Origin of the sequence: Herbaspirillum seropedicae, from assembly GCF_001040945.1 — a bacterium.
Classification (GTDB): Bacteria; Pseudomonadota; Gammaproteobacteria; order Burkholderiales; family Burkholderiaceae_D; genus Herbaspirillum; species Herbaspirillum seropedicae.
Window position 1 is genome coordinate 2,742,920 of the sequence record NZ_CP011930.1, and the last position, 26,146, is coordinate 2,769,065.

Sequence of the window (26,146 nt, forward strand, 5' to 3'; positions counted from 1 at the left end):
AAGAGCTCGGCCTGCCCAACTCTTTCAAAACGAATAGCTGACATTGAGCACCCAGCGATTGGCCGCATCCACCGTCAAGGGCTCCGAGGACCGGACCTTGTTGAAGGACAACTGGTAATTCCAGAACCCGACATAGGCGCCCATCCCTAGGCGGGCGTCATAGCGGTTGGAAAAGTGTGTACGCTCCACCGACATGGCTTCCAGCCAGCCAAGGTGCAGCATCAGGTACCACGACGAAGAGAGGGAATACGCGGTATTGAAATCGATATAGGTGGTCTGTTTCTTTTCGCCCAGATAGCGCGGGGAGTAATACAGACGCAAGGAATAGCTTTGCCTGATGACGCCCGCATAGATTTCGGTGAACGCCAGCGAAGGAGCATCGACCAGGCTCGTGACGTGCGCGCCCAGATCAAGGCTGGTGGCCGCATCCAGGCGCTTGCTCACGCCGCCGAAGAGCACCGCCTGGGCGACGCCCGCGCCCTTGGCATTGCGGGCGCTGGAGCCCGATGCGCCGGCATACCAGCCATCGCGAAAATCGTAGTTGAGCGTGCCCTGAAAGACGGGCTGCCCGGCGGAGAGCGAAATCCCGCGATACCAATAGTCCGATGACCAGCCCACGCTCTTGCTCATTTGCGCAGAGGCGTCCAGGCTGCCCATTATCAGGACAAGGGCGAGGCCACCGAGCCTAGGCAACGACATAGGCCCCCGACCGCTGACCGCCGACCGCCCCTATTGGCATTCGCAGATACATTTCTCCACCAGCTTCCGGAATGTGACACAGACGTCGATATTACCGCTTCCCGCTCCCGAGATATAAGCGCTTCTGGTCACCACCGATTTCCTGATCTGTTCCGCATTGTTCCCGGGCCGCAGTTGCACCAGCAAGGCGGCCAGGCCCGACACATGGGCTGCCGAGAAGGAGCTGCCGGAGACCAGGCTCCAGGCGTGATGCGGCGTGGTCGTGGGGATGCCCTGGCCAGGCGCATAGAGGATGGAAGCGGGTCGCGCGGACTGGATCTTGTCGGCCACCGCCAGCACGCCCGGCATGGACGCCGGAAAACCGCCATCGGCATCATCCGCGGTGGTGGCCGCCACGATCAGCATGCCGCGCTGCTGGGCCGCTTCGATGAGGCGCTTGATCAACTGGTCGCGGGGACCGGCAAAGCTCATGTTGACGATCTTGGCGCCATTGAGGATGGCGAAGTTGAGCGCCTGTCCGATGGTAAAGCTGTTGCACAGGCTCTTGCCGCCCTCTTGCCAGCAGGCCCGCAGCGCCATGATCTTGGCGTCTGGCGCAATGCCTGTGATGCCGAGCTTGTTGTCGCGCAGGGCGACGATGATGCCCGCCACCGCAGTGCCGTGCGACTCGGCCGCGTAAGCCTGTTGGGTCACGAAGTTTTCCCGCGCCGTGACCTGGCCCAGCAGATCGGGATGATCCTCCTCGACACCGCTATCGATGACGGCAATGCGTACGCCCTTGCCGGTAGCGACCGTATGGAGACGGTCCAGATGCCAGAACGTGGCGCTTGGCTGTATCGGATAGAGCGGGTCCGCCTCACCCAGCGTGACAAAGGACTGGATTTCCTGCGCCCATTCGACGCGGCTGTCGGCCGACACGAGCTTGACCGTGTCTTCCAGGTCCCGGTCGGGCGGGACGGTCATCACAAAGCAATCCACCCCCAGCGTGGGCATGGGCCATCGCGATACCAGCGTCAGCCGGTACTGGTCGGCGACCTCCTGCGCAATCGTGAGCCGGGAGTGGCCGGCGTTATCGTTGCGGTAGCCGCCGCCATAGCTGGCGTCCGGCCGGAAATGCGCAGCCGGCAGATGCAGCATCACCAGGATCTGCCGGGCCTCGGCGCTGCTGTCTGGCCTGCCTTGCCCTTGCGCCTGGACGGCGACCGTGCAGAGCATGCCGATCCACAGCGCCAGCATCCATCGCCATCGCGGTTGCCCTCCCCATGTCAATTGCAGCGTCAATCTCACTTCTCCTGCCCCAGGCTCTGCACCAGCGACACCTCCGGCGCCAGCCTGAAATGCCGCAGCGCGCCGGCCTCCTCGCTGGCCGGCACTTCGACCACGTAGGCGAAGGTCACCGTTGGTCCGGCCACGATGTTGGCGTTGGTGGCGCGCAGGATCTCTTGCATCCTCTGCACCGTCGTGTCGGGCTTGAACACCAGGGCGATCTTCAGCTTGCCGATGTCGGCATTGCCCAGCGCCACGTATTGCTTGACCTCCGATTGCATGAACACACCCATGCCCAGCGCCACGATCAGCGCCGCCTGGATGGCGAAGGCCACCGGCACCCAGGGCTTGCCGCCATACAAGGCGAGGATTCTGCTGAAGACCGAAGCGCCCTTCTTGGGCCCGTGCTGATTGCCAACCGGGCTGGCCTGGGTGGCCTTGCTGGGGGCGATGCGCTCGCGCATCCTGGCCAGGCTGGCCTCGACGTCGGGCACGGGAAGCTGCTCCAGGTAGATCGCGGCGCGCTCCCGGCTGGCCCACTCGTAGGCTGCGTGGCATGAGGGGCAGGACTGCAGGTGCGCGCGCACGGCCTGCTGCATCGCTTCGTCCAGGGTGCCATTGACGAACCACGGCAACAGCCGCTGGATCTCGTCGTGGGAATGGATTTCAATCTCTGTCATGACATCTCCCTATGCGTACGCCGACAGGAAGACCTTGAGCTTCTGCCGCGCATAGAACATTCTGGTTTTTACGGTATTGATCGAACAGCCCATGGTGTCGGCGATCTCCTCGTAGCTCATGCCGTGAAAATAGGTCAAGGTCATCACGGTCCTGTGTTCAAACGACAAGCGCTCCAGCGCGCCGCCGATATGACGGCGCAGCTGCGTTTCGCTCAACTGGTGCTCCGGCTCCACCAGTTCGTCGGACACCATGGTCTCCATATCCATCTCCACTGGCGTGTCCACCCTGGACAAGGCCTTCAGCCCCTGCTTGTAGGCGATGGCAAAGATCCAGGTCGAGACCTTGGATTGCCCGTTATAGGTCTGGGCCTTGGTCCAGACGACGAACATGGTGTCATTGATGATTTCCTCGCTGAGGGGACCATCCCAGACCAGCCGCCTGAGGAACTGCGCCAACCGCGGAAAATAGCTCCGGTAGAGACGCTCGAACGCCCCCCGGTCCCCTTGGGCGATGCGTTCGATCAGGTCGATGTCTTCTTGCTCGATGGAATTTGCTGAAGGGCCGTGCATTTCAGTATTTCTTATGGATATGCCGTTGATGCCGACTTCGCGGCAAAAGGTTCATCTTATTTTTTTCGGGCGCTTCGAACCATTCCAGCCCCGCCCGGTATTTACGCGCCAAGAACCTTTCTTTTGAGCCCAACATGAAACTCTTCCTGGACGTCACCCGCATCACCATGATCTATCTGCACATCATTGCCATGATCGCAGCCGCAGTCTCCATTGTCATGGTGGATTTCCTGGCCTTCAACCGGCAAGGCAGCCCTGCCCTGGCGAGAATGATTGACAGGCTGGCAACGGTTGTCCTGCTGTCCCTGCTGGCATTATGGGCCACCGGCCTGACGGTCATTGGCATCGATACCGGATTCGATCCTCATCTCATCGCCCAGAACGGCAAGTTGCTGGCCAAGCTGCTGGTGGTGACGATCCTCAGCATCAATGGCGTGGGCGTGCATCTCTATGTATTGCCAAGGCTGGCCGATGGCGGCCAGCGGACTGCGCTGCTGGGCTCCCTGACCTTGTCGATCGGCGTGGTCAGTGCGGTCAGCTGGGGCTATGCGGCGTTTCTGGGCATTGCCAAGGCGCTTTCTCCCCACCTCGGCTTCGGCGGATTCATTGCGCTGTATGCGCTGGCCATCGCCTTGGCCTGGATGGTCGCGGTGCTGATCGTGCGCCCTCGCCTGCTCAGGCCGCGCGGGCTGCAGAAGGCGCAGGCGGCGATATTGTGATGATATGGTGGTGCTGATGCCGATCAATTCGAAATAAATATTCCATTTAAAAACGAAAAGGAATATAGTTTCCAAAAAAACGACCGCCCCCCTCGGCGCTATTTCCCTTGGAGACATCAATGATCGACGTGGCAATTTTCGGCGCCGGACGCATCGGCAAGATTCATGCAGCCAATATCGCGGCGCAAGCCGGTGTGAGGCTCAAGTATGTCTGTGACGTGCATGCCGAGAGCGCCGCCGAGCTGGCGCAGCGCCATGGCGCCCAGGTCGGGCGGGTCGAACAGGTGCTCGATGACAGCAGCGTGGCGGCGGTGGTCATCGCCTCCAGCACCGACACCCATGCCGACCTGATCCTGCGGGCGGCGGCCGCTGGCAAGGCCATCTTCTGCGAAAAACCGGTCGATCTCGACCTGCAGCGTGCACAAGCCTGCGCCGAGGCGGTGCGCGCCGCAGGCGTGACCTGCATGATCGGCTTCCAGCGCCGCTTCGATCCCACCTTCGAATCCCTGAGCCGCCGCCTGGAAGCGGGCGAGATCGGCGATCCCGAGATGCTGCTGGTCACCAGCCGCGATCCCGGCGCGCCGCCCCTGTCCTATATCGCCAGCTCGGGCGGCATCTTCAAGGACATGCTGATCCACGACTTCGACATCTTCCGCTGGATCCTCGCCGATGAAGCCGTGAGCGTCTTCGCCACCGGTAGCTGCCTGACCGATCCGGCCATCGCCACCGCCGGCGATGTCGATTCCACCGCCGTCACGCTGACCACCCGCAGTGGCCGCCTGTGCCAGATCAATACCAGCCGCCGCGCCGCCTATGGCTATGACCAGCGCTTCGAAGTGCTGGGCAGCAAGGGCATGCTGCAGGCCGGCAACCACCGGCCCACCGAAGTGGTGGCGGCCACGGCCAGCCAGGTCGGCAGCGACCTGCCGGAACACTTCTTCCTGGAGCGCTATCGCGCCGCCTATGCGCGCGAGATGGCCCATTTCTTCCAGGCCATGCAGAGCGGCGCACCGGTGCGCACCAGCATCGAGGACGGCGTCAAGGCGCTGCAGCTGGCCGAGGCGGCCGCCACGTCCTGGCGCGAACGACGCATCGTCAGCCTGTCGGCATGAGCGCGCCCGCCTCGCTACAGGTCGGCTTGGTCGGCCTGGGCCGCATGGGCCGGCGCCATGCCGAGAACATCGCCTTCAATACGCCGGGCGCAACGCTATGCGCCGTCTGCAGTCCACTGGCCCAGGAACGCGACTGGGCGCAGCAGCATCTGCCCAGCGCCGAGCGCTACGAGGATTACCAGGCCTTGCTGCGTCACCCTGGCCTGGACGCGGTGTTCCTGGTCACGCCGACGGCCTTGCATGGCGAACAGATCATCGCGGCGCTGCGCGCCGGCAAGCATGTCTTCTGCGAAAAGCCGCTGTCACTGGACCTGGAAGAATGCCAGCGCGTGGCTGCCGAGGCGGCGCGCCATCCGCAGCTGAAAGTGATGATAGGTTTCGTGCGCCGCTTTGACGCCAGCTATCAGGACGCCCATCGCAAGATCAGCGAGGGCTTGATCGGCGCGCCCTTCATGGTCTATTCGCAGACCGCTGATGCACTGGACCCGGACGGTTTCTTTGTCCGCTTTGCGGCCAGCAGCGGCGGGCTGTTCCTGGATTGCTCGGTGCATGACATCGACCTGGCGCGCTGGCTGCTCGGTGCGGACCAGCCGGTGCGGGTGATGGCCAGCGGCGTGCGCGCCGTCCATCATGAGCTGGAAGCCTTCCAGGATATCGACAATGGCGTGGCCATCTGCGAATTCGCACAAGGCCGCCTGGCGACCTTCTATGCCTCGCGCACCATGGCCCATGGGCATGAAACCATGACCGAGATCGTCGGCACGCGCGGCCGGCTCAGCGTGGGCGCCAATCCCTCCCTGAATCGCCTCACCATCGCCGACGCCCATGGGCTGCGCAATGAATGCACGCCCAGTTTCATCGAGCGCTTTGCCGAGGCCTTCGTGGCCGAGGTGCGGCATTTTGTCGATGCCGTGCGCTACGACACCCCGCTGGCGCTGACGCTACAGGACGCCATCGAAGCGACCCGCATTGCGGCAGCCATGCGCCAATCGCTGCTGGAACAGCAACCGGTGCAATTGTAGGCAGGCAGACACGGGGCAGACCGGCCAGCCCAGCGCTGGCCAGGTCCGCTGCGCTCAATCGCTGGCGTCGTCGTAGCCGTCGATGGGGTCGGCCTCTTCCACATCCAGTTCCATCCGATAGGCCAGCGCAATGAACAGCGCCTGCGACAGGCACATGGCATTGGTCAGCGAGCGGAATGAAAAGGCGCTGCTCTCCTTGACCTTCAGCAATACCGAGGCATGCCGCGCCAGCGGACTCAACTGGCTGTCGGTGATGACCAGGGTGCGCGCCTGGCGATGATGGGCCAGGCGCACGCAGGCCTGGGTCTCTTGCCCATAGGGTGTGAAGCTGATGGCGATGAGCACGTCGTGCTTGTCGATGCTGCGTACCTCTTCGCGGAACATGCCGCCGGCGCCCGAGATCAGGTGTACGCGCTTGTTGGTGTGCTGCAAGGCATAGGCCAGGTGGTTGGCGATGGGGAAGGAACGGCGCACCCCGATCACGTAGATGTTCTCGGCCTTGAGCAAGAGCTTGACTGCGGCCTCGAACTGCTCTTCGTCGAAACCGGCCAGCAATTCATCCAGCCCGGCCCGGCTGGACTGGATGAATTCGTGCGCCAGCGCCCCGCTGGTGACGCGCGTGGGCTTGCTCTGGATCAGGTTGCGGATGCGGCGCTGATAGTTGCGCGAGGGAATGGCCTGCGCCGTGTAGGCCTCGCGGAACACCGCCTGCATCTCGCTGAAGCCCGAGAAACCGAAATGCTTGGCAAAGCGCACGATGGCCGAAGGCTGCACCTGGCATTGCTCGGCGATGTCGCTGATGCGTTCCAGCATCAGGCTGGTCTTGTGCTGCTCCACGTAGGTGGCAATCACCTTGAGCTGGCGCGACAGGGAGTGATATTGCGCCGCCACCTGCAGCATCAGTTCATCGACAGTTGGAGTCGTTGGGGTATCCACTGCGCCTCTTTCTTATGGGAATTGATCGTCAGGGTCCAGTCAGGGACTGGACGATGGCCCGATTATAAGAGCATTGGGCGTCACCCGCGCCGTCCATTTGAAATAAAAATTCTATTTGAAAAATAAATCGAAAAAATTATTGCGCATTGATCCGTGCTGTTCTATCGTTAGTTACCGCTTCCCGTGTCGTACTTTCCGGCACCGATAAAAAAGAGAAGACGACGCTCACCAGAAAGCGGCCCACGGCAAGAACAATAACGGAGACAAACATGATGCAAAGACTTGGACGCAAGGGACTGCTGGCGGCTTTCTCGGCCATGGCCCTCCTGGCGGCTGCCACCCCCTCCCCCAGCGTGGCTGCCAACGAACGTTTCGTACTGATCAGCCACGCCCCCGATTCCGATTCCTGGTGGAACACCATCAAGAACGCCATCAAGCAGGCCGGCGAGGATTTCGATGTCAGCGTGGATTACCGCAATCCGTCCAACGGCGACCTGGCCGACATGGCGCGGCTGGTGGAACAGGCGGCGGCGCGCAACTATAACGGCGTGGTGGTCAGCATTGCCGACTTCAGCGTGCTCAAGAAACCCATCGAGATGGTGGTGGCCAAGAACATTCCCGTCATCACCATCAATTCCGGCACCCAGCAGCAGAGCGAACAGCTGGGCGCGCTGATGCACGTGGGCCAGCCCGAGTACGACGCCGGCTATGGCGCAGGCCAGAAGGCCAAGGCCGCTGGCATCAAGTCCTTCCTGTGCGTGAACCACTACGCCACCAATCCCTCTTCCTTCGAACGCTGCCGCGGCTTTGCCGAAGCCATCGGGGCAGACTACAAGAAGTCCACCCTCGATACCGGCATCGATCCCAATGCCGTGGAAAGCAAGGTCAGCGCCTACCTGCGCAACAACCCCGGCACCCAGGCCGTGCTGGCGCTGGGACCGGACTCGGCCGTGCCCAGCCTGCGCGCCCTGCAGAAGATGGGACTGAAGTCCAAGATCTGGTTTGCCACCTTCGATCTCTCCGAAGAAATCGCCAATGGCATCAAGGATGGTTCGGTGCAATTCGCCATCGACCAGCAACCCTATCTGCAAGGCTATATCCCGGTGGCCATCCTGGCCCTGTCGCGCCAGCTCAAGACCAATGACGTGGCCGTGCTGCAGGACAAGCTCAAGGGCAACGCCAAGTTCCAGGCCCGCCTGGCCGAGTATGGCCTGGCGCCGATCTATGGGCCGCGTCACATCAGTTCCGGTCCGGGCTACATCACCCGCGACAACCTGGACAAGGTCCTGAAATACGCCGGCCAGTACCGCTGATCGCCCAGGCGGCCGGCGCTGCCGGCCCCTGGCAAGCCCGCCCTGCCGCTGGGTCCTGCTGCCTGATCCTGTGACCGGCGCGCGCGGGCCGCTTCCACCCTCGAACGGAAACTGCAATGAATACAAGTGACATGGTTGCCCAGAGCAGCCTGCCCGGCCCGCACGCCGACAGCGACGAGCGCATGCGCCGGGAAAACCTCGTCTCGCGCCTGCTGGGGCGCCCCGAGTTCGCCTCCCTGGCCGGGGTCATCCTGGTGTTCCTGGTGTTTGGCCTCACCGCCGGCGACTCCGGCATGTTCAACCTGGATGGCGTGGTCAACTGGATGCAGGTGGCGGCCTACCTCGGCATCATCGCCGTGGCGGCCTGCCTGCTGATGATAGGCGGCGAATTCGACCTTTCCATCGGCTCGATGATCGGCCTGGCCGGCATGATGGTGGCCATCCCCACGGTCTATTTCGGCTGGCCCTTCTGGCTGGCGGTGCTGTTCGCCTTCGCTGCCTCCATGGGGCTGGGCTGGCTCAATGGCTACCTGGTGATGAAGACCCGCCTGCCCTCCTTCATCGTCACGCTGGCCTTCCTGTTCATCCTGCGCGGGCTCACGCTGGCGCTGTCCATCCTCTTTGCCAACCGCACCATCGTCAGCGGCGTGGGCGAGCGCGCCGCCCACGACTGGCTGGGCCAACTGCTCTTCAGCGGCAACGTCGGCGCGGGCCTGTTCAGCTGGCTGGCCCGGCATGGCTGGATCGCCACCGTGGCAGATGGCACGCCACTGGTGACCGGCATTCCCAAGGTGATCCTGTGGTGGGCCGTGGTGGCGCTGGCGGCCAGCTTCGTGCTGGCGCGCACCCGCCTGGGCAACTGGATCTTTGCCGTCGGCGGCGATGCGGTCGCGGCCAAGAACATGGGCGTGCCGGTGCGCAAGGTGAAGATCGGCCTGTTCGTCTTCACGGCCTTCTGCGCCTGCCTGTTTGCGGTGCTGCAAGTGGGCGACTTCGGGTCGGCCGCCGCCGACCGTGGCCTGCAAAAGGAATTCGAAGCCATCATCGCTGCCGTCATCGGTGGCGCGCTGCTCACCGGCGGCTACGGATCGGTCATCGGCGCCTGCTTCGGGGCGCTGATCTTTGGGGTGGTGCAGATCGGCATCACCTACACCAATCTCAGCTCGGACTGGTTCCGCGTGTTCCTGGGCGTGATGCTGCTGGTGGCGGTGCTGTTCAACAACTTTGTGCGTCGTCGCATCACGGAGGCCAAATGAGCGGCATGTTACGGTCAGATGAAATCATCCTCGAACTGGACCAGGTCAGCAAATTCTTTGGCCCGGTGATCGCCTTGCAGAACGTGAGCCTGCGCTTGCGCCGCGGCGAGGTGCATTGCCTGCTGGGCGACAATGGCGCGGGTAAGTCCACGCTCATCAAGCTGCTGGCGGGCGTGCATCAGGCTTCCAGCGGGCAATACCTGGTCGACGGCAAGCCGGTGCGCTTCGAGTCGCCCAAGGAAGCGCTGGACGTCGGCGTGGCCACCGTCTACCAGGACCTGGCGCTGGTGCCGCTGCTGTCGGTGGCGCGCAATTTCTTCCTGGGGCGCGAGCCGGTGCGCAAGCTCTTCGGCGTCACCGTCATGGACATGGAGCTGGCCGCCCGCACCGCCAAGGAAAAGCTGGCCGAGATGGGCATCATGGTGCGCGATGCGCATCATCCCATCGGCACCATGTCCGGCGGCGAGAAGCAGTGTCTGGCCATTGCCCGCGCCATCCACTTCGGCGCACGCGTGCTGATCCTGGACGAGCCCACGGCGGCGCTGGGCGTGAAGCAATCCTTCAATGTGCTCAAGCTGATCCACCGGGCGCGCGAGCGCGGCATCTCGGTCATCTTCATCACCCACAACGTGCATCACGCCTATCCCATCGGCGACACCTTCACCCTGCTCAATCGCGGCAAGTCGCTGGGCAGTTTCGCCAAGGACCGCATTTCCAAGGAAGAAGTGCTGGACATGATGGCAGGCGGCGCCGAGATGCAGACGCTGATGGGGCAACTGGAAGGCATTCAGGTTTAAGGAAAAACGCATGCAAGCTACTCACACACCCTCCACTTCCACCCCACGGCGCTTTGCCGCCGACCGCCGCCTCGACCTGATCTGCATCGGTCGCCTGGCCGTGGATCTGTACGCCCAGCAGGTGGGCGCGCCGCTGTCCGATGTCAGCAGCTTTGCCAAGTACCTGGGCGGCTCCTCGGCCAATATCGCCTTCGGCTGCGCCCGCCTGGGGCTGAAATCGGCCATGCTGGCGCGCATCGGGGACGAGGCCAATGGCCAGTTCCTCAAGGCCGAACTGGCCGCCGAAGGCTGCGACGTCAGCCATGTGACGGTGGACCCGCAACGGCTGACGGCCCTGGTCATGCTGGGCCTGAAGGACAAGGACAGCTTTCCCCTCATCTTCTACCGCGACAACTGCGCCGACATGGCGCTGGCCCCGGAAGACATCGATGAAGCCTTCATCGCCAGCAGCAAGGCCCTGCTGATCACCGGCACCCATTTTTCCACGCCGCAGGTGCATCGCAGCAGCAGCCTGGCGCTGCAATATGCGCGCCGCCACAATGTCCGCACCGTGCTCGACATCGACTACCGGCCCGTGCTGTGGGGACTGACCAGCAAGGGCGACGGTGAAACCCGTTTCATCGCCAGCGACGGCGTCACGCAACACCTGCAAGGCATCCTCCCGCAGTTCGACCTGGTGGTCGGCACCGAGGAAGAATTCATGATCGCCGGCGGCAGCACCGACATCATGGCGGCGCTGCGCGCCGTACGCGCCCTGTGCGCGGCCACGCTGGTGGTCAAGCGCGGGCCGCTGGGGTGCGTGGTGTTGCACGGCGCGATTCCGGAGCGGCTGGACGACGGCTTCCACTACCGTGGCGTGCAGGTCGAGGTGCTCAATGTGCTGGGCGCGGGCGACGCCTTCATCTCGGGCTTCCTCAAGGGCTGGCTCAATGAGGAAGACGATGAGCACTGCTGCCGCTACGCCAACGCCTGTGGCGCGCTGGTGGTCTCGCGCCACGCCTGCGCGCCGGCCATGCCTGGCCCGATCGAACTGGATTACTTCCTGCAGCACGCCCACCGCCTGCAACGGCCCGACCGCGACGCCCACCTGCAGCGCCTGCACCGGGTGGTGAGCCGGCGGCGTCATTGGGATGAGGTCAATGTCTTCGCCTTCGATCACCGCAACCAGTTCTTCGAACTGGCAGTGGAAGCCGGGGTGAGCCAGGATAAGCTGCCGGCCTTGAAGCGCCTGCTGGTCGAGGCGGTGGCGCAGACCGAGGCCAAGCTGGGCCTGCAAGGCAAGACCGGCGTGCTCATCGACGACCGCTACGGACAGGACGCCCTCAATGCCGCCACCGGGCGCGGCTGGTGGGTGGGACGGGCGGTGGAGCTGCCCTTGTCCAATCCGCTGGAATTCGACTTTGGCCGCTCCATCGGCACCCATCTGCAGACCTGGCCGCAAGAACAGGTGGTCAAGTGCCTGGTGCAATTCCACCCGGATGAACAGGTCGAAAAGCGCCTGGAGCAGGAAGCCCAGATCCGCGCGCTCTACCAGGCCGTGCAGCGCAGCGGCCACGAGCTGCTGCTGGAGATCATTCCTTCCAAGACCTTGCCGCAGGAAGAAGACACGGTGCTGCGCGCCCTCAAGCGGCTCTACAACCTGGACATCTATCCCGAATGGTGGAAGCTGGAATCGATGTCGGCCCGCCAATGGGAGGCCATCGACGCCCTCATTGCCGAACGGGACCCCTATTGCCGTGGCGTGGTCCTGCTGGGACTGGCGGCGCCGGTGAGCGAACTGGCGGCCGGCTTTGCCGCTTCGCGCCACAGCAAGACCTGTCGCGGCTTCATGGTGGGCCGCACCATCTTCCACGAATCGAGCCGAGCGTGGCTGCAAGGTCGCATCGATGACGCCACCCTGATTGCCCAGGTGCGGACGACCTTCGAGGAACTGATCGGCCTGTGGCGCGCCAGCCGCGTGACGCCCGCCAGGGAGGCAGCATGAACGCCCAAGTGAATGTCCGTCCGACGTTGCGCCTGACCATGGCCCAGGCCCTGGTGCGTTACCTGGATGCTCTGCGCATCCAGACTCCGCAAGGCGTGCTGCCGCTGTTTGGCGGCGTCTTTTCCATCTTCGGCCATGGCAACGTGGCCGGCATGGGCGAGGCGTTGTACCAGTATCGCGCCACCCTACCCACCTATCGCGCCCACAATGAACAGGCCATGGCCCATAGCGCCATCGCCTATGCCAAGGCGCATCTGCGCCAGCGCATGATGGCCGTCACCACCTCCATCGGACCGGGCGCGACCAATCTGCTCACCGCGGCTGCGCTGGCCCATGTGAACCGCTTGCCGGTGCTGCTGTTGCCGGGCGATGTGTTCGTCTCGCGCCGGCCCGACCCGGTGCTGCAACAGCTGGAAGACTTCAACGATCCGGGCCTGTCGGTCAATGACGCCTTCCGTCCGCTGTCGCGGATGTTCGACCGCATCTGCTATCCGGAGCAATTGCTGACCGCCTTGCCACGCGCCATCCAGGTGCTGACCGATCCGGCCCAGTGCGGGCCGGTGACGCTGGCGCTGCCGCAGGATGTGCAGACCATGGCCTACGACTACCCGCTGGACTTCTTCTCGCCGCGGGTGATCGTCCCCCGGGCGCAAGCGCCCGCCGCGCAGGAGCTGGAAGACGCGGTGGCCCTGCTGCGCCAGGCGCGCCAGCCGCTGCTCATTGCCGGCGGCGGTGTGCTCTACGGCAATGCCTGCGAGCACTTACGGCGCTTCGCCGAACAGCACGGTGTGCCGGTGGCCGAGACCCAGGCTGGCAAGAGCGCCCTGCCCTGGTCGCACGCCTTGCAGATGGGCGCGATCGGCGTGACCGGATCGCCAGCGGCCAATGCGCTGGCGCAAGAGGCCGATGTGGTCATCGCCGTGGGCACCCGGCTGCAGGATTTCACGACGGGTTCGCATACCCTGTTTGCCCAGGCCCGCTTGCTCAACCTCAACGTCAACGCCATGGATGCGCACAAATGGCGCGGGCTCGCCCTGCAGGCCGACGCCGGCCTGGGGCTGGAAGCCTTGTCACACGCCCTGGAGGGTTGGCGCAGCGCGCCCGAATGGCATGCGCGCGCCCACACGCTGGCGCAGGACTGGCGCGAGCGCGTAGCGCAGATCACCGGCCAGACCGATACCGGGGGACGGCTGCCCTATGACGGCGAGGTCATTGGCGCAATCCAGCGCTCGGTAGCGGATTCGCCCAGCCAGGACATCGTCGTCTGCGCCGCCGGCACTTTGCCGGCCGAACTGCACAAGCTCTGGCGGGCGGGCCGTCCAGGCGCTTACCACGTCGAATACGGCTATTCCTGCATGGGCTATGAAGTGGCCGGCGGCCTGGGGGTGAAGCTGGCGCAGCCGCAGCGGGAAGTGATCGTCATCGTCGGCGATGGCAGTTACCTGATGATGAATTCGGAGCTGGCCACCTCGGTCATGCTGGGCGCCAAGCTCATCGTGGTGGTGCTGGACAATCGCGGCTATGGCTGCATCAACCGGCTGCAACAGGCCTGCGGTGGCGCACCCTTCAACAACATGCTGGCCGATTGCCTGCAGGCCGGGCCGGGCGCGCCGGCCATCGATTTCGCGGCGCATGCGCGCTCCCTCGGGGCGCTGGGCGAGAACGTCAAGACCATCACCGAACTGGAAGCGGCCCTGCAACGGGCACGCGCCGCCGATCGCAGCTACCTGGTCTGCATCGACACCGATGCCAGCCGCACCACCGACGATGGCGGCTGCTGGTGGGAAGTGGCGGTGCCGGAGGTGTCGCCGCGCAGCCAGGTGCAACAGGCGCGCAGCCAGTACGAGCAGGCGCGCCAGGCGCAATCGGTCTGAATATCAGCAACAGCATTCGCATTCGTGCGCATCGTGCGCATCGTGCGCAGAGAGGACATCGTGGCTACACCCTTCAACGTCAAGATCGGCATCAATCCCATCTCCTGGATGAATGACGACCTGCCCTCGCTGGGCGGGGAAACGCCCCTGGAACAGGCGCTCTCGGAGGGCGCGGAGATCGGCTATCGCGGCTTCGAGCTGGGCAACAAGTTTCCGCGCCAGCCCGAGGCCTTGCGCGCTGTGCTGGGCAAGTATCAGCTGGAATGCGTCTCGGGCTGGTATTCCGGCCAGCTGGCCACGCGCTCGGTGGAAGAGGAAATCGTCGCTGTGGAAGCGCACCTGAACCTGCTGGCGGCCAATGGCGCGCAGGTCATGGTCTATGGCGAGGTGGCCGATTCCATCCAGGGCGCGCCCACGCCGCTGTACCAGCGCCCGCGCTTTGGCAGCGAAGCGGCCTGGCAGGGCTATGCGCAGCGCCTCGACCAGTTCGCCCGCCATCTGCTCCAGCGCGGGGTGCGGCTGGCCTACCACCATCACATGGGGGCCTATGTCGAGACCCCGGAGGATCTCGACAAGCTGATGGCCCTCACGGGCGAGGAAGTCGGCCTGCTCTTCGATAGCGGGCATATCGCCTTTGCCGGCGGCGATCCGCTGGCGGTGCTGCAGCGCCACCTCGACCGTGTCTGCCATGTGCATTGCAAGGACGTGCGGCCGGCCGTGGTGAAGCTGGCGCGCAACCGCGACTGGAGCTTCCTGCAGGCGGTCATCAATGGCGCGTTCACGGTGCCGGGTGACGGCGCCATCGATTTCGCGCCGCTGCTGCAATTGCTGTATCGACGTGGATACAGTGGCTGGCTGGTCGTGGAAGCGGAGCAAGACCCGGCGGTCGCGCCCAGCTATCGCTACGCGCAGATGGGCTATCGCCACCTGTCGACGCTGGTGGCGGCCATCGAGAACGGCAGCCTGCAGGAGGCCGCATGAGCCTGCTCGTCAAAGCCCAGCGCAGTGGCCGCGATATCGTCCAGGTCACGCCGCAATCGGCCGGCTGGCGCTACGTCGGCTTCAGCGCCCATCGACTGGCGCGCGGCGAGCAGCTCGCGCTCGATACCGGCGACCGCGAATACTGTGTGGTGATCCTGGCCGGGGTGGTGAGCGTTCAGGCCGGTTCCAGCCAGTGGCGTGAAATCGGCCAGCGCCGCAGCGTCTTCGATGACGTCCCGGCCGCTTCGGTCTATGTGCCCCATCATCACAGGCTCACCCTCACCGCCGACAGCGACGCCGAAGTGGCCCTGTGCAGCGCACCGGGTTTCGGGGAGCTGCCGCCGCGCCTGATCGGCCCGGAGGCGGTGACGCAATCGGTGCGGGGTGAAGGCAGCAATACGCGTTACGTCAGCGATATCCTGCCGCAGACCGCCGCCGCCGATCACCTGCTGGTGGTCGAGGTGCGCACGCCGGGCGGGCATTCGTCCAGCTATCCGCCGCACAAGCACGATACCGACAACCTGCCCCAGGAGAGCTTCCTCGAAGAAACCTATTACCACCGGCTCAATCCGGCACAGGGCTTTGCCTTCCAGCGGGTGTACGTGGATGACCGCAGCCTGGACGAATCCATGGCGGTCGAGAATCATGACGTGGTGATGGTGCCGCGCGGCTATCACCCGGTGGTGGTGCCGCATGGCTATGAGAGCTACTACCTCAACGTGATGGCCGGGCCGACCAGGAGCTGGCATTTCCGCAATGACCCGGCGCACGAATGGATGCTCAAGCGCTAGGGCCGGCGGGCTTGCCCGGCCTTGTCGCTAGCGCGGGCGACGGTGAGGTATTCGGCGTGCCAGTGCGCGGCGTCGAGCAGCTTGCGCGCCTGTTCGTGGCCGTCTTCCAGATGGGACAGTTCCTGCTGTAGCAGGTGTTCGAGGATCTCGGCCGCTTCGGCCGCGTCCGTTCCTGTGCTCTGCATGGCCAGCAGGCAGTTGCGGACGGTGGCGCGCACCAGTTCGTCCACGGGTTCACCCCGCTCGGCCATGTCGGCCAGCTGCACGATGATCGCCAGATGACGCCTGGCGATGCGCATGGCGTTGGTACACATGCTGTCTCCTCCGTTTTCTTGTAAAGGAGAAGATAGGAGGAACGCCGTGCTGTCGCCATCAGGCGTTTCCTGATGGCAATCCAGACAATTGCAGGATCGCCACTAAACAAAAGCCCCTCCCATTCGTCTATCAAGAACGGGCCATCCCGCGCACGCCGGGCCTCCGGCGTTTCTTCCCTGGGCCATCCGATCTCGACCATGACGGCAAGAACCTGCAATCCACCCCCTTCCCGCGTCTGCACACCGCGCCATCCGCTGGCCTGGACGCGCTGAGTCTCCCATGACAAGCCCTCTGCGCAGCCTGCGGGACTGGCTGGTCCGCCATGCGCCCAGCCGCCATGTCCTGGTCTTGCTGCACCGCTGGACCGGGCTAGGCATGGCCTTCTTCCTGATCGTGACCAGCCTGACCGGGAGCCTGCTGGTGTTCGACGATGAACTGGATGCCTGGCTGGCCCCGCAGCTGCAACTGGCCCAGCCCGCGCCGGGACAATCGGCGCAGGCCATGATGGACCCCTACCTGCTGCGCGAAAAGGTGGCGCAGGCAATGGGGCCGCAGGTCCATATCAGCCAGTTGGTCCTGCATGCCCGGCCGGGACGCACGGTCAGCTTCCAGGCCGATCCCGCCACCGATCCGGCCACGGGCAAGCCCTACCGGCTGGGCTATGACGAAATCCTGGTCAATCCCTATACCGGTGTGGTCCAGGGTGTACGCGACCGCGACAAGATCAGCCTCAAGCCCGCCGATCTGATGCCTTTCCTCTTCAAGCTGCATCACTCGCTGGCCTTGCCGCGCGCCCCGGGCGCGCTGCTGCTGGGGACGGTGGGACTGCTGTGGACGCTGGATTGCTTCGTCGGCATGATCCTCACCTGGCCGCGTGCGCGTCCCTTCCTGGTCAAGTGGAAGCCGGCGTGGCTGATCAAGTGGCGAGCGGGCTTCTATCGCGTCAACCTGGACCTGCACCGCGCCTTCGGCCTCTGGTGCTGGGTCATGTTGCTGCTCTTTGCCTGGTCCAGCGTGATGCTGAACCTGCGCGACCAGATCTACCTGCCGGTGATGTCCCGAATCCTGAGCTTCGATACCAGCTGGCGACCTGGCCCGCCCCTGCCGCAAGCGCTGTCCGGCCCACCCCAGTCCTGGCCCGAGGCGCATGCGCTGGCGCGCCGGACCATGGACGGCTTTGCCCGGCAGCGCGGACTGGTGATCGATTTCGAAGAGAAGCTTGATTTCGACCGACGGCGTGGCGTCTACATCTACCTGGTCCACAGCAATGCCGATCTGCGCGCCGATGTCGGCAATACGGGCCTGCGCATCGATGCGCGCACCGGCAAGATCCTCGGCCACTGGCTGCCGGTGGGCGATCGCGACGGCAATACCTTCAGCAACTGGCTAGGCGCGCTGCACATGGGGCATGTGTTCGGCCTGCCCTGGCGCATCCTGCTGGTCCTGGTGGGTGGCGCGGTGAGCCTGTTGACGGTGACGGGGGTGGTGGTGTGGTGGAAGAAGCGCGCCGCGCGCAGGCTTCAGCTGCGCTCGCCGGGCGACGGCAGGAAACCCAGCGCCAGCCACAGCGACGTCGCCTCGCGATAGGCGGCGCGATGCGCCGGATCGGCCGCCAGCCACTGTTCCAGCGCCTGCTGGTCGGCCGGCGCCAGCAGGGTCTGCTCGTGCTCGCGCAGCACCCAGGTCACGGCGCTGTCCCAGGGTGAGGGAGAATCGGAAGACGAAGACATGGACAAGGACGGGCGCGCAGCGATAACAGAAGGACAAGGGCGGGATGCGAGAGCGCATCATAGCCCATCCGTCGCGGGCATGGCGAGCGCTTATCGTTTACCGGCTGCGGCCACCCGCACCCAGAAGCGCGTGCGTCGTTCGATGGTCAGCGGCAAGGCCTGGGCCAAGGCCTCCAGCGCCACATCGGTGTCTTGCAGCTGGAACACGCCCGACACCTGCCAGTCAGCCACCGCCGGATCGCATTGCAGCCAGCCGCTGCGATAGCGCGCCAACTGCGCCACCACATCGGCCAGCCGCATCTGCCGCACCACCAGGCTTTGCTCCAGCCAGGCCGTGGGGTCCATGGCGGACGCGCGCGCGGCGCGCCGCACCAGCCTGCCATCGGGATGGATGTCGACGATCTCGCCGGGCTGGGCTACCAGCGGATCAACGCCCGCCACATGGACCGCCACCCGGCCCTCGAGGACGGTCAACTGCGTGCCGTCGCCGTGCTGGCGCACGTCGAAACGGGTGCCCAGCGCCTGCAGGCGGGCGTGGGCGGTTTGCACCCAGAACGGACGGTGATGCGGCCACTGGGCGTCAGCGCCGGTATCGATGAAGATCTCGCCTTGACGCAACAGCAGCAGCCGGCGCGTGTCATCAAAGCGCAGCTGGACCGACGAACTGGTATTGAGCGCCAGGGCGGTGCCATCGCCCAGGCGCAGCTGGCGCTGGTCGCCCGTGCGGGTAGCGTAGGAGGCGCCGTCCAGCGCCTCGAACAGTCCCGCCTGGCGGGCCGCCACCGCTCCCAACGCAATCGCGCCCAGGCCGAGCATGGCATTGCCCATCCAGCGACGCCGCGACTGGCTGTGCTGGCGCCGCTGGTTCAGGCGCTTGAGGGGACCGTGCCATTGGGAGGCCGGCACCGGCAAGGCCACCAGCCGCTGGAATTGTTCTTCGGAGGCCATCAGTTCCGACCAGACCTGTTCATGGCGGGGATCGGCCGCACGCCAGGCGGCGATGCCGGCTTGCAGCTCAGGGGCGACGGCGGCGTCGCCGGGAAAGGCGCGCAGTTTCACCAGCCAGGCAATGGCCTGGTCCAGTACGGGATCCTGGAGGGGAATAGGGTTGGAGGGCATGAGACGGGCGATGGCGACGGCGATCAGGCCGCCTGCAGGGACTGCCGCATCAGGTAGCAATGGCGGATCGCCGCGGCCATGTATTTTTCCACGCTGCTCAGCGATACGCCCAGGTGACGGGCGATTTCCGGATAGCTCATCTCGTCCAGCCGCGAGAGCAGGAAAGCCTGGCGAGCGCGTTCACCCAGTCCTTCGAGCAGGGCGTCGATCATGCACAAGGCCTCCACCAGGATCAGCCGCGCTTCCGGCGAGACCACTTCCGGCTCGGGCAGATGGGCAATGGCTTCCAGGCAGGTGCGCTCGACCTCTTCCCGGCGCAGCTTGTCCACCACCAGGCCATGGGCAATGCGGCTGAGCCAGGCGCGCGGCTCGCGCACTCCATCCAGCGCGCCCGGCTTGCCCAGCACGCGCAGGAAGGTGTCCTGGGCCAGGTCGGCGGCGTCGAAACTGCTGCCCACGCGTCGTCGCAGCCATTGCTGCAGCCAGCCATGGTGCTCGCTGTAGAGCGTATGGAAGCGCTGGGCATGGACGGTGTGCGGCACTGGCATGGCGGCGTGGAAGAGAAGTCTCAAATAATAATAATTCTCATTTTATGACTCCAAGTGACTTTTGACAACCGTCACAATCTTGAGCCTACAGGCCCGCGCATCACCAGCCGCCTCTGGTTTGGCGCCAGTACTGCTGTTGCCAGGCGGCACAACAGTCCAAATGGACTAGTTTCATTTGCATCATCCCCGGATAGAATCAGCGCCGTAGATGAGTCACCCTGGAGGGGGGAAGACTGGCCAGCACAGCGCATGGCCGGCAGCTCGGGGGGGACTCGTCTGCATTTCCGCCCGGCCCGCCTCTGCCCTTCCTGCAGCGCTTTCCTTCTGTCTTGCACCGTTTTGCCTTAGACTCTAGCGCCATCGGCACAAGCTGCCTGGCAAGGCGCGACAATGAGAATACTGTTGGTCGAAGATGACGCCATGATCGGCGAAGAAGTCCGTTGCGCCTTGAAGGACAACGGCTACGCGGCCGACTGGGTCCGTGCTGGCGACGCCGCCCTGCTGGCGCTGGCGCAGCAGCAATACGACGCGCTGTTGCTGGACCTGGGCCTGCCCGGCGCCGATGGCCTGGCGGTGCTACGCCAGTTGCGCACCCATTCCCTGCTGCCGGTCCTGGTCATCACTGCCCGCGACGGTATCCAGGACCGCATCGGCGGGCTCGACGCCGGCGCCGATGACTATCTGCTCAAACCCTTTGCCATCGGTGAATTGCTGGCGCGCCTGCGCGCCGTGCTGCGACGCCGCTCGGGCGCGGCCAGCGACCAGCTCTCCAATGGCCAGATCACGCTCGACCTGGCCGCCAAGACCGCCTGCTGGCGCGAGGGTCCCGCGGTGCTCTTGTCGGCACGTGAGTTCGCCTTGCTGTGTGCGCTCATGGGCCGTCCTGGCGCCATCCTCTCGCGCGCCGAACTGGAAGAAAAACTCTATGGCTGGGGCGAGGAAGTCGAAAGCAATGCGGTCGAATTCCTGATCCATTCGCTGCGCCGGAAACTGGACAAGGAAGCCATCAAGAACGTCAGGGGCATGGGATGGCTGGTCCAGCGGGCGTCATGAAGCGTTCCCTGCAGGCCCAGCTGTCGCTGGCCTTGACCGCTGCCATCCTGGTGGTGGCCCTGGGCGCGGGCGGCTTCGGTTTCGTCACCGCCTATCGCGATTCCATCCGCAGCCAGGACGATCTACTCATGCAGGTGGGCGCGCTGCTCAAGCACAGCGGTGCGGCGCTCTCACTGGAAGGCGCTGGCATGGCCGCAGCCGGCGATGAGCACGACTCGCGCGTGACCGTGCAGTGGCTGCCGGACCCGGGTGACCCGCCGGCAGACGCAGCGCCGCTGCCCTTGCCGGCCGACCTCGCCGAAGGCTTCCATACCCTGCTGCTGCACCATGAGTATTTCCGCGTCTACGTCCAAGCCCTGCCCAACGGCAAGCGCCTGGCGCTGGCCCAGGAAACCGACCTGCGCCAGCACATCGCCCAGCGCAGCGCCTGGCGCGCCCTGTGGCCCTTCGTGGTGCTGGCCCCCTTGCTGTTGCTGGCCGTGCAACGCATCATCAAGCGCCTGTTCGCGCCCTTGCAGGCGCTGCGCCAGGAGATCGACAGCCGCGGCGAAGATGACCTCCAGCCCATCGCCGAGCGCCTGCTGCCGCGCGAGGTGCAGGCCTTCGTGGCCGCCATCAATGGCCTCCTGGCCCGGGTCGAGGCGGGCATGGCCGCCCAGCGCCGCTTTGTGGCCGATGCCGCCCACGAACTGCGCACGCCCCTGACCGCCCTGTCCCTGCAGGCCGAACGCCTGGGCCGGGCGCCCATGTCCGAGACCGCGCGCGAACGGCTGACGCGGCTGGAAACGGGCCTGCAGCGCGCCCGCCAGCTGGTGACGCAACTGCTGGCGCTGGCCCGGGCGCAGACGCCCGCTGGCGCGGCCCTGCAGCCGTGCAGCCTGCACCAGGTGCTGCGCGAAGTGATCGAAGAGCTGCTGCCCTTGGCCCAATGCAAGCAGATCGACCTCGGCCTGGACGGCGAGCGCGACGCCTGCGTGCTGACCCAGCCCCAGGAGCTGGCCCAGCTGTTGCGCAACCTGATCGACAACGCCATTGCCTACACGCCCGCGGGCGGCGCTGTCAGCCTGCGCATGGAGCGCCATGCGCAATGGGTCGCGCTGGAGATCTGCGATACCGGTCCCGGCATCGCCGCCAGCGAGCGTGAACGGGTGTTCCAACCGTTTTACCGGATCGATCCCTCCGGCCAGGGTTCCGGACTGGGACTGGCCATCGTGCAGAGCATTGCCAGGCGGCTGGGCGTCACGCTGCGCCTGGAAGCCGCCGACCCGGCGCAGCAGTCGGGCCTGCGCGTGCGCCTGCTCATTCCAGGGGCCTGAGGCGGCGCCTACGTCCCGCTTTCTTGATCAACGCTAAGCCTGCACTAAGTTTTTGCGCTTACCATGTCGGCACCGATGACCAACTCAGGTAAAGCACAATGAATCCCTCCGCAACCTCCTCTACTTTCCCACCCAGCCGCTACCATCCCTTGTCGGTGATCCTGCACTGGGTGATCTTCCTGCTCTTCGTCGTGGCGCTGGCCACCATCGAATACCGTGACGACATTCCCAAGGGCGATCCGCTGCGCGATCTGCTGCGCACGGTGCATATGCATGCGGGCCAGCTGGTGCTGATCCTGGTGGTGCTGCGCCTGCTGGCGCGCAAGGCCTTCGGCGTGCCGCCGGAACTGGCGCTGCCGCGCGTGCAGCGCTGGGGCGCAGCGGCGGTCCACCTGCTGCTGTATGCCGTCATGATCGGCCTGCCGGTCACCGGCATCCTGTTCACCCAGGCCGGCGGGCGCGACGTGGTCTTCTTCGGCATGACCCTGCCGGTGATCCTGGCCAAGGACATGGCCCTGCGCGGACCGATCAAGGAATTCCACGAGTTCATGGGCAATGCCGTCTACTTCCTGGTCGGCCTGCACGTGCTGGGCGCGCTGTGGCACCAGTTCTTCGACCGCATGCCCATCCTGCAGCGCATGTCGCTGCGCGGGCCACGCCAGAATTAGGACCGACGCCAGCGCTCGAATGCCTCAGGCCGGCATGTCGATGACCATGCAGCCGTCTTCATAGCCGGCTTCCAGCCTGAATTCGGCGGCGGCCTGGGTCAGTTGCTCGGTCTGCTCGTTCAGGGCGCGCGCGGCCGAAGTCGTCTGCTGCAGCAACAGGCCGTTCTGCTGGGTCAGCAACTGCACCTGCCTGAGCACCTGCACGACCTGGTCGATGCCCGAGGTCTGCTCCAGGTTGACCTCGGCGATCTGGCCGATCAACTGGCTGACCCGCTCCACGCTATAGACCGCTTCGCGCATGGCGCCCTCGGCCTGCACGGCCTTGCGGCTGCCGTTCTGGATCTGCTGCAAGGCGGTTTCGGTAAGACTCTTGAACTCGGCGGCGGCGCTTGCCGTGCGCTGGGCCAGGGCGCTGACGTCTTGCGCCACGCTGCTCAGTGTGCGTCCACCCACGCCACTGCCGCAGCCTGCCAGGGAGGCGCTCGCGCCCAGCAGCTTGCTTTGTACAGCGATGCTGTCGATCAGGCCGCCCAGGTCGGTGATACGGGCCGATGAGGCCTTGATGGCCGCCATCGCCGAGGCCACCTGCTCCACCTCTGCCGCACTGCGCCGCACCACCTCGCAGGCCCGCCTGGCCAGCCGGCTGGCTTGATGGGTGTGGGCGGTGTGCTGCTGTACGGTGCCGGCCAATTGCTGCATCGATGCGGCGGCCTGCAGCAGCGCCTGCGCCTGTTCCTCGGTGCGCGCAACGACGTGCTCGGTGCCGGCGGCCATGTCGCCGGCGGCGTTCTGGATCGCCGCCGCGCCCGCATGCACCCCCTTGACCAGGCGCACGATGGCCTTGCGCAGGCGTTGCAGCGCATCCAGCAGGGCCGCGACCTGCCCGCGGGCGCGCACCGGGGCGCTGTCGCTCAGATCGCCCCGCGCCAGTTGCGCCAGCATGCTGGTGGCCTGTGCGAGCGGACCAGCGCTGCCGCGGTAGAGCAGCCGCAGGCTCACCGCCAGGATCACCACCACCGCCACGGCCAGGAGCGTACTGAGCCAGGCCAGGCGCTGCGCCAGCAGCTGCGCCAGCGCGACTTCACGGGCCGTGCGCTGTTCCAGCAGGCCGACCATGTCGTCAAAGGCCTGCAGGATCGAAGTCCTGTGCAACTGGTAGCCGTCGCCATGGAGCATCTGCTGCGCCGGCCCGCGCGCGCCGGCATCCCCCTGCATCTCTTGCATGGCCCGGCGCTCTGTGCTGGCCAGGGCGTCGGACATGAGCCAGGCCTCGTCCAGCCGGGCCAGTTCAGCCGGGCTGTAGCCGGCCTGCTCCATGAGCTTGCGCAGGGAAACCGCAACCGTGCTGTCTGGCCGGGGTGGCTGGCCATCGGCGCCGACCAGGTCCCAGTAGACCCGCCCATACTGCTGGGGCCGGGCGCGCTGGCCGTCGCGGATGTCCAGCACCGCCTGGTGCTGCTCCAGCAGGCGGGGTTCACCGCTGACCACATAGCTGCGCGCCAGCTGGGCGAGATCGTCGACGCCCTGGCGGAACTCCGCAGCCAGCGCCAGGGCGGTAAAGCGCGTCTCCTGCGCCTGGGCCAGCGCCTGCCGGGCGCGCTCGGCATAGACCGTCGCCGTTCCCCACATCACCACCAGAACGGCCACCAGCGCCACCAACCCCCGCAGTGCCTGACGCACGGAAAAACGATGCAATATCGACATGCCACTTCACCTTGACGTATTCCTGGAAGACAGCCCCGATCTCTGGATGGAAGTCGGGACTGCTGCTCATGCTGCGCGCGCTAACGATACGTCGCTGAGGCCGGAATGAAGGTGGGGATAGAGGTATTGCGATTTGAACTCGAATTATTTTGAAAAATACATCGAATATCTTCGAGCAATTGTCCAAAAAGCATAGACTCCAGCGCCCCTGCTCTGGCCGTTTTTGGCGTGTCGCCAGCAGAAAAGCGCGTCTACCGTCAAAATAGGGCCCTTTGCCAACTCGGCACGTCTTCCTTCTCGCAGTCCGCCATGAGCCCCATCGCCCCCATCGCCCCGCCTTCGCCCCAGCATCCGCCCAATCACCCGCGCTTCCTGCTGTTCCTGATCTGCGCCTTTGCCTCGGCCGGGCAACTGGCCATCGACCTGTACGTGCCGGCGCTGCCGGAGATGGCCATCGATTACGCCACCTCGGCCCAGGCCATCCAGTCCAGCGTGACGGGTTACCTGATCGCCTATGCCTTCGGCCAACTGGTCTTCGGCCCGCTGGCCGACGCCTATGGACGCAAGCGCATCCTGGCGCTGGGGCTGGGCCTGTTCTCGCTGGGATGCGTGCTCTCCCTGGCCGCGCCCAACCTGGAGACCTTCGTGGCGGCGCGGGTGCTGCAGGGCTTTGGCATCGCCGCTACCAACCTGCTGGCCAAGGCCATCATCACCGACTCCTTCGCCGGCCAGGCGCTGGTGCATGCCTACACCTACATGGCCATCGCCTGGGGCCTGGCGCCGATCATCGCGCCGGTGATCGGGGCACACCTGCAGGAAGCCTTTGGCTGGCGTTCCTGCCTGGTCTTCCTGCTGGTCTATTCGCTGGGCATGTGGGCGGTGCTGTGGCGCTATCGCGAGACGCTGGCCCAGCCGGTGCGGCTGCATCCGGCCACGCTGGCGCGCAATGCCCGCATGGTGCTGGCCAGTCCGGTGTTCCAGAGCTGCTTCCTGGCGCAGGGTCTGTGCTACAGCATCCTGCTGGTGTTCAACATCGTCGGCCCCTTCATGGTCCAGAACACCTTGCACCAGCCACCGACCTTCTTTGGCTACCTGGCGCTGGCCATCGGCATGATGTATTTCCTGGGCGGCATCTCCAACCGCATCACGCACCGCCGCCTGCCCACGGCCGAGCAACGACTGCGCCTGGGCGCCCGGGTGATGACGGGCGCGGCCTTCGTCATGCTGTTGCTGGCGCTGTCGGTGGGCCTGACGGTCTGGACGCTGTGCGCGCCGGTGCTGGTGATGGCCTTTTGCGCCGGGGCCATGTATCCCACCCTGATGGCCAAGGGCAATTCCATCTTCCCGCACATTGCCGGATTGACCAGCGCCATCCTGGGCTTCGCCTTGCTACTGGTGTCGGCGGCGATGATGGGACTGGCCGGTTTCGTCTCCATCCACAGCCTGACCCCGCTGGCGGGCTTTTTCTGCGTGGTGGGCCTGACCGTGATCGTCATGGTCGGCAAGCTCTTGCATCATCTGCAAGTGCCTGCGCCGCTGGCCCAGCCGGTGGCGCGTCCCTGAGGTGCAAGGCCGCCACAGATTGACATTTATCAATGGCAATCTGTATTGGAAGCATGCACAATTGCTGTTCGGGAATACGGCGCGATGCCGGCTTTGAGGGAAGCCGAATCGTTGTCATATCGTTGTCAGG

25 protein-coding genes are annotated in these 26,146 nt (G+C 65.2%); 15 read left to right on the forward strand and 10 right to left on the reverse strand.

Annotated elements, in window-relative coordinates:
• Nucleotides 1–24 precede the first annotated feature (24 nt).
• The 4 genes from ACP92_RS12040 to ACP92_RS12055 all read right to left on the reverse strand — a co-directional run bounded on the left by ACP92_RS12040 (nucleotide 25) and on the right by ACP92_RS12055 (nucleotide 3,215).
• Entirely contained in the window at nucleotides 25–630 is a 606-nt protein-coding gene (locus ACP92_RS12040; RefSeq protein ID WP_232284932.1) for a TorF family putative porin, read from the reverse strand.
• A gap of 99 nt (nucleotides 631–729) precedes the next feature.
• Nucleotides 730–1,935, reverse strand: coding sequence for a S8 family peptidase (locus tag ACP92_RS12045; protein ID WP_013234395.1), 1,206 nt, complete (start codon nucleotides 1,933–1,935; stop codon nucleotides 730–732).
• A 47-nt stretch (nucleotides 1,936–1,982) separates the two neighbouring features.
• A complete protein-coding gene (locus tag ACP92_RS12050) occupies nucleotides 1,983–2,645 on the reverse strand; it encodes a zf-HC2 domain-containing protein (RefSeq protein WP_013234396.1) in 663 nt (220 codons plus the stop codon).
• A gap of 9 nt (nucleotides 2,646–2,654) precedes the next feature.
• Nucleotides 2,655–3,215: an RNA polymerase sigma factor gene (locus ACP92_RS12055; protein WP_013234397.1), complete on the reverse strand. Its 561-nt coding sequence runs from the start codon at nucleotides 3,213–3,215 to the stop codon at nucleotides 2,655–2,657.
• A gap of 134 nt (nucleotides 3,216–3,349) precedes the next feature.
• On the opposite strand from ACP92_RS12055, the gene ACP92_RS12060 reads away from it, so the two are divergent.
• From ACP92_RS12060 to ACP92_RS12070, 3 genes are all read left to right on the forward strand, one after another.
• Nucleotides 3,350–3,934 carry a hypothetical protein gene (locus ACP92_RS12060; protein WP_013234398.1) on the forward strand — a complete coding sequence of 195 codons (585 nt, stop codon included), beginning with the start codon at nucleotides 3,350–3,352 and terminating at the stop codon, nucleotides 3,932–3,934.
• A gap of 119 nt (nucleotides 3,935–4,053) precedes the next feature.
• Nucleotides 4,054–5,046, forward strand: a complete 993-nt coding sequence (gene iolG / locus ACP92_RS12065) for an inositol 2-dehydrogenase (RefSeq protein ID WP_013234399.1) — start codon at nucleotides 4,054–4,056, stop codon at nucleotides 5,044–5,046.
• Nucleotides 5,043–6,068, forward strand: coding sequence for a Gfo/Idh/MocA family oxidoreductase (locus ACP92_RS12070; protein WP_013234400.1), 1,026 nt, complete (start codon nucleotides 5,043–5,045; stop codon nucleotides 6,066–6,068). The genes iolG and ACP92_RS12070 overlap by 4 nt, the downstream gene beginning before the upstream one ends.
• 54 nt (nucleotides 6,069–6,122) lie before the next feature.
• On the opposite strand, the gene ACP92_RS12075 is transcribed toward ACP92_RS12070, so the two are convergent.
• Complete coding sequence (locus ACP92_RS12075) at nucleotides 6,123–6,968, reverse strand: MurR/RpiR family transcriptional regulator (protein WP_013234401.1); 846 nt, start codon at nucleotides 6,966–6,968, stop codon at nucleotides 6,123–6,125.
• Between the two features lie 305 nt (nucleotides 6,969–7,273).
• Between ACP92_RS12075 and ACP92_RS12080 the strand changes: the two genes are divergently transcribed.
• The 7 genes from ACP92_RS12080 to iolB all read left to right on the forward strand — a co-directional run bounded on the left by ACP92_RS12080 (nucleotide 7,274) and on the right by iolB (nucleotide 16,000).
• The gene (locus tag ACP92_RS12080; RefSeq protein WP_013234402.1) at nucleotides 7,274–8,317 is read left to right on the forward strand and encodes a sugar ABC transporter substrate-binding protein; all 1,044 of its coding nucleotides are present in this window, start codon (nucleotides 7,274–7,276) and stop codon (nucleotides 8,315–8,317) included.
• Nucleotides 8,318–8,433: 116 nt separating this feature from the next.
• Complete coding sequence (locus ACP92_RS12085) at nucleotides 8,434–9,573, forward strand: ABC transporter permease (RefSeq protein WP_013234403.1); 1,140 nt, start codon at nucleotides 8,434–8,436, stop codon at nucleotides 9,571–9,573.
• Between the two features lie 5 nt (nucleotides 9,574–9,578).
• Nucleotides 9,579–10,370 (forward strand): ATP-binding cassette domain-containing protein, encoded by a 792-nt coding sequence (locus tag ACP92_RS12090; RefSeq protein ID WP_013234404.1) that lies wholly within the window; start codon nucleotides 9,579–9,581, stop codon nucleotides 10,368–10,370.
• A gap of 10 nt (nucleotides 10,371–10,380) precedes the next feature.
• On the forward strand, nucleotides 10,381–12,354 hold the full coding sequence (locus tag ACP92_RS12095; RefSeq protein WP_013234405.1) for a bifunctional 5-dehydro-2-deoxygluconokinase/5-dehydro-2-deoxyphosphogluconate aldolase: 1,974 nt from the start codon (nucleotides 10,381–10,383) through the stop codon (nucleotides 12,352–12,354).
• A complete protein-coding gene (gene iolD, locus ACP92_RS12100; RefSeq protein WP_013234406.1) occupies nucleotides 12,351–14,228 on the forward strand; it encodes a 3D-(3,5/4)-trihydroxycyclohexane-1,2-dione acylhydrolase (decyclizing) in 1,878 nt (625 codons plus the stop codon). The genes ACP92_RS12095 and iolD overlap by 4 nt, the downstream gene beginning before the upstream one ends.
• 60 nt (nucleotides 14,229–14,288) lie before the next feature.
• Complete coding sequence (iolE, locus tag ACP92_RS12105; protein WP_013234407.1) at nucleotides 14,289–15,209, forward strand: myo-inosose-2 dehydratase; 921 nt, start codon at nucleotides 14,289–14,291, stop codon at nucleotides 15,207–15,209.
• On the forward strand, nucleotides 15,206–16,000 hold the full coding sequence (gene iolB / locus ACP92_RS12110; protein ID WP_013234408.1) for a 5-deoxy-glucuronate isomerase: 795 nt from the start codon (nucleotides 15,206–15,208) through the stop codon (nucleotides 15,998–16,000). Before iolE ends, iolB begins: the two co-directional genes overlap by 4 nt.
• On the opposite strand, the gene ACP92_RS12115 is transcribed toward iolB, so the two are convergent.
• A complete protein-coding gene (locus tag ACP92_RS12115; protein WP_041310745.1) occupies nucleotides 15,997–16,314 on the reverse strand; it encodes a hypothetical protein in 318 nt (105 codons plus the stop codon). The two genes, iolB and ACP92_RS12115, sit on opposite strands and share 4 nt — an antisense overlap.
• 280 nt (nucleotides 16,315–16,594) lie before the next feature.
• Between ACP92_RS12115 and ACP92_RS12120 the strand changes: the two genes are divergently transcribed.
• Entirely contained in the window at nucleotides 16,595–17,902 is a 1,308-nt protein-coding gene (locus tag ACP92_RS12120) for a PepSY-associated TM helix domain-containing protein (RefSeq protein ID WP_013234409.1), read from the forward strand.
• Here the strand turns inward: ACP92_RS12120 and ACP92_RS12125 are convergent.
• The 3 genes from ACP92_RS12125 to ACP92_RS12135 all read right to left on the reverse strand — a co-directional run bounded on the left by ACP92_RS12125 (nucleotide 17,836) and on the right by ACP92_RS12135 (nucleotide 19,712).
• Nucleotides 17,836–18,045, reverse strand: coding sequence for a FecR/PupR family sigma factor regulator (locus ACP92_RS12125; RefSeq protein ID WP_041310747.1), 210 nt, complete (start codon nucleotides 18,043–18,045; stop codon nucleotides 17,836–17,838). The genes ACP92_RS12120 and ACP92_RS12125 overlap by 67 nt on opposite strands.
• A gap of 90 nt (nucleotides 18,046–18,135) precedes the next feature.
• The gene (locus tag ACP92_RS12130) at nucleotides 18,136–19,164 is read right to left on the reverse strand and encodes a FecR family protein (RefSeq protein WP_013234410.1); all 1,029 of its coding nucleotides are present in this window, start codon (nucleotides 19,162–19,164) and stop codon (nucleotides 18,136–18,138) included.
• A 23-nt stretch (nucleotides 19,165–19,187) separates the two neighbouring features.
• Nucleotides 19,188–19,712 (reverse strand): sigma-70 family RNA polymerase sigma factor, encoded by a 525-nt coding sequence (locus tag ACP92_RS12135; RefSeq protein ID WP_013234411.1) that lies wholly within the window; start codon nucleotides 19,710–19,712, stop codon nucleotides 19,188–19,190.
• 390 nt (nucleotides 19,713–20,102) lie between these two features.
• Here ACP92_RS12135 and ACP92_RS12140 point away from each other — a divergent pair, with 390 nt between their 5' ends.
• The 3 genes from ACP92_RS12140 to ACP92_RS12150 all read left to right on the forward strand — a co-directional run bounded on the left by ACP92_RS12140 (nucleotide 20,103) and on the right by ACP92_RS12150 (nucleotide 22,749).
• Nucleotides 20,103–20,765, forward strand: coding sequence for a response regulator (locus ACP92_RS12140; protein ID WP_013234413.1), 663 nt, complete (start codon nucleotides 20,103–20,105; stop codon nucleotides 20,763–20,765).
• The gene (locus ACP92_RS12145) at nucleotides 20,762–22,081 is read left to right on the forward strand and encodes a sensor histidine kinase (protein ID WP_041311863.1); all 1,320 of its coding nucleotides are present in this window, start codon (nucleotides 20,762–20,764) and stop codon (nucleotides 22,079–22,081) included. The genes ACP92_RS12140 and ACP92_RS12145 overlap by 4 nt, the downstream gene beginning before the upstream one ends.
• A 98-nt stretch (nucleotides 22,082–22,179) precedes the next feature.
• A complete protein-coding gene (locus tag ACP92_RS12150; protein WP_013234415.1) occupies nucleotides 22,180–22,749 on the forward strand; it encodes a cytochrome b in 570 nt (189 codons plus the stop codon).
• Between the two features lie 24 nt (nucleotides 22,750–22,773).
• Here the strand turns inward: ACP92_RS12150 and ACP92_RS25200 are convergent, their stop codons facing one another.
• Nucleotides 22,774–24,453 carry a methyl-accepting chemotaxis protein gene (locus tag ACP92_RS25200; RefSeq protein ID WP_013234416.1) on the reverse strand — a complete coding sequence of 560 codons (1,680 nt, stop codon included), beginning with the start codon at nucleotides 24,451–24,453 and terminating at the stop codon, nucleotides 22,774–22,776.
• A gap of 309 nt (nucleotides 24,454–24,762) precedes the next feature.
• On the opposite strand from ACP92_RS25200, the gene ACP92_RS12160 reads away from it, so the two are divergent.
• The gene (locus ACP92_RS12160) at nucleotides 24,763–26,016 is read left to right on the forward strand and encodes a multidrug effflux MFS transporter (protein ID WP_013234417.1); all 1,254 of its coding nucleotides are present in this window, start codon (nucleotides 24,763–24,765) and stop codon (nucleotides 26,014–26,016) included.
• The last annotated feature ends 130 nt before the right edge of the window (nucleotides 26,017–26,146 follow it).

Bases quoted from the DNA above. Each gene is read 5' to 3' on its own strand.
- ACP92_RS12040 (WP_232284932.1), bottom strand. From the start codon at position 630: ATGAGCAAGAGCGTGGGCTGGTCATCGGACTATTGGTATCGCGGGATT.
- ACP92_RS12045 (WP_013234395.1), bottom strand. From the start codon at position 1,935: ATGCTGGCGCTGTGGATCGGCATGCTCTGCACGGTCGCCGTCCAGGCG.
- ACP92_RS12050 (WP_013234396.1), bottom strand. From the start codon at position 2,645: ATGACAGAGATTGAAATCCATTCCCACGACGAGATCCAGCGGCTGTTG.
- ACP92_RS12055 (WP_013234397.1), bottom strand. From the start codon at position 3,215: ATGCACGGCCCTTCAGCAAATTCCATCGAGCAAGAAGACATCGACCTG.
- ACP92_RS12060 (WP_013234398.1), top strand. From the start codon at position 3,350: ATGAAACTCTTCCTGGACGTCACCCGCATCACCATGATCTATCTGCAC.
- iolG (WP_013234399.1), top strand. From the start codon at position 4,054: ATGATCGACGTGGCAATTTTCGGCGCCGGACGCATCGGCAAGATTCAT.
- ACP92_RS12070 (WP_013234400.1), top strand. From the start codon at position 5,043: ATGAGCGCGCCCGCCTCGCTACAGGTCGGCTTGGTCGGCCTGGGCCGC.
- ACP92_RS12075 (WP_013234401.1), bottom strand. From the start codon at position 6,968: ATGCTGCAGGTGGCGGCGCAATATCACTCCCTGTCGCGCCAGCTCAAG.
- ACP92_RS12080 (WP_013234402.1), top strand. From the start codon at position 7,274: ATGATGCAAAGACTTGGACGCAAGGGACTGCTGGCGGCTTTCTCGGCC.
- ACP92_RS12085 (WP_013234403.1), top strand. From the start codon at position 8,434: ATGAATACAAGTGACATGGTTGCCCAGAGCAGCCTGCCCGGCCCGCAC.
- ACP92_RS12090 (WP_013234404.1), top strand. From the start codon at position 9,579: ATGTTACGGTCAGATGAAATCATCCTCGAACTGGACCAGGTCAGCAAA.
- ACP92_RS12095 (WP_013234405.1), top strand. From the start codon at position 10,381: ATGCAAGCTACTCACACACCCTCCACTTCCACCCCACGGCGCTTTGCC.
- iolD (WP_013234406.1), top strand. From the start codon at position 12,351: ATGAACGCCCAAGTGAATGTCCGTCCGACGTTGCGCCTGACCATGGCC.
- iolB (WP_013234408.1), top strand. From the start codon at position 15,206: ATGAGCCTGCTCGTCAAAGCCCAGCGCAGTGGCCGCGATATCGTCCAG.
- ACP92_RS12115 (WP_041310745.1), bottom strand. From the start codon at position 16,314: ATGTGTACCAACGCCATGCGCATCGCCAGGCGTCATCTGGCGATCATC.
- ACP92_RS12120 (WP_013234409.1), top strand. From the start codon at position 16,595: ATGACAAGCCCTCTGCGCAGCCTGCGGGACTGGCTGGTCCGCCATGCG.
- ACP92_RS12125 (WP_041310747.1), bottom strand. From the start codon at position 18,045: ATGTCTTCGTCTTCCGATTCTCCCTCACCCTGGGACAGCGCCGTGACC.
- ACP92_RS12130 (WP_013234410.1), bottom strand. From the start codon at position 19,164: ATGCCCTCCAACCCTATTCCCCTCCAGGATCCCGTACTGGACCAGGCC.
- ACP92_RS12135 (WP_013234411.1), bottom strand. From the start codon at position 19,712: ATGCCAGTGCCGCACACCGTCCATGCCCAGCGCTTCCATACGCTCTAC.
- ACP92_RS12140 (WP_013234413.1), top strand. From the start codon at position 20,103: ATGAGAATACTGTTGGTCGAAGATGACGCCATGATCGGCGAAGAAGTC.
- ACP92_RS12145 (WP_041311863.1), top strand. From the start codon at position 20,762: ATGAAGCGTTCCCTGCAGGCCCAGCTGTCGCTGGCCTTGACCGCTGCC.
- ACP92_RS12150 (WP_013234415.1), top strand. From the start codon at position 22,180: ATGAATCCCTCCGCAACCTCCTCTACTTTCCCACCCAGCCGCTACCAT.
- ACP92_RS25200 (WP_013234416.1), bottom strand. From the start codon at position 24,453: ATGTCGATATTGCATCGTTTTTCCGTGCGTCAGGCACTGCGGGGGTTG.
- ACP92_RS12160 (WP_013234417.1), top strand. From the start codon at position 24,763: ATGAGCCCCATCGCCCCCATCGCCCCGCCTTCGCCCCAGCATCCGCCC.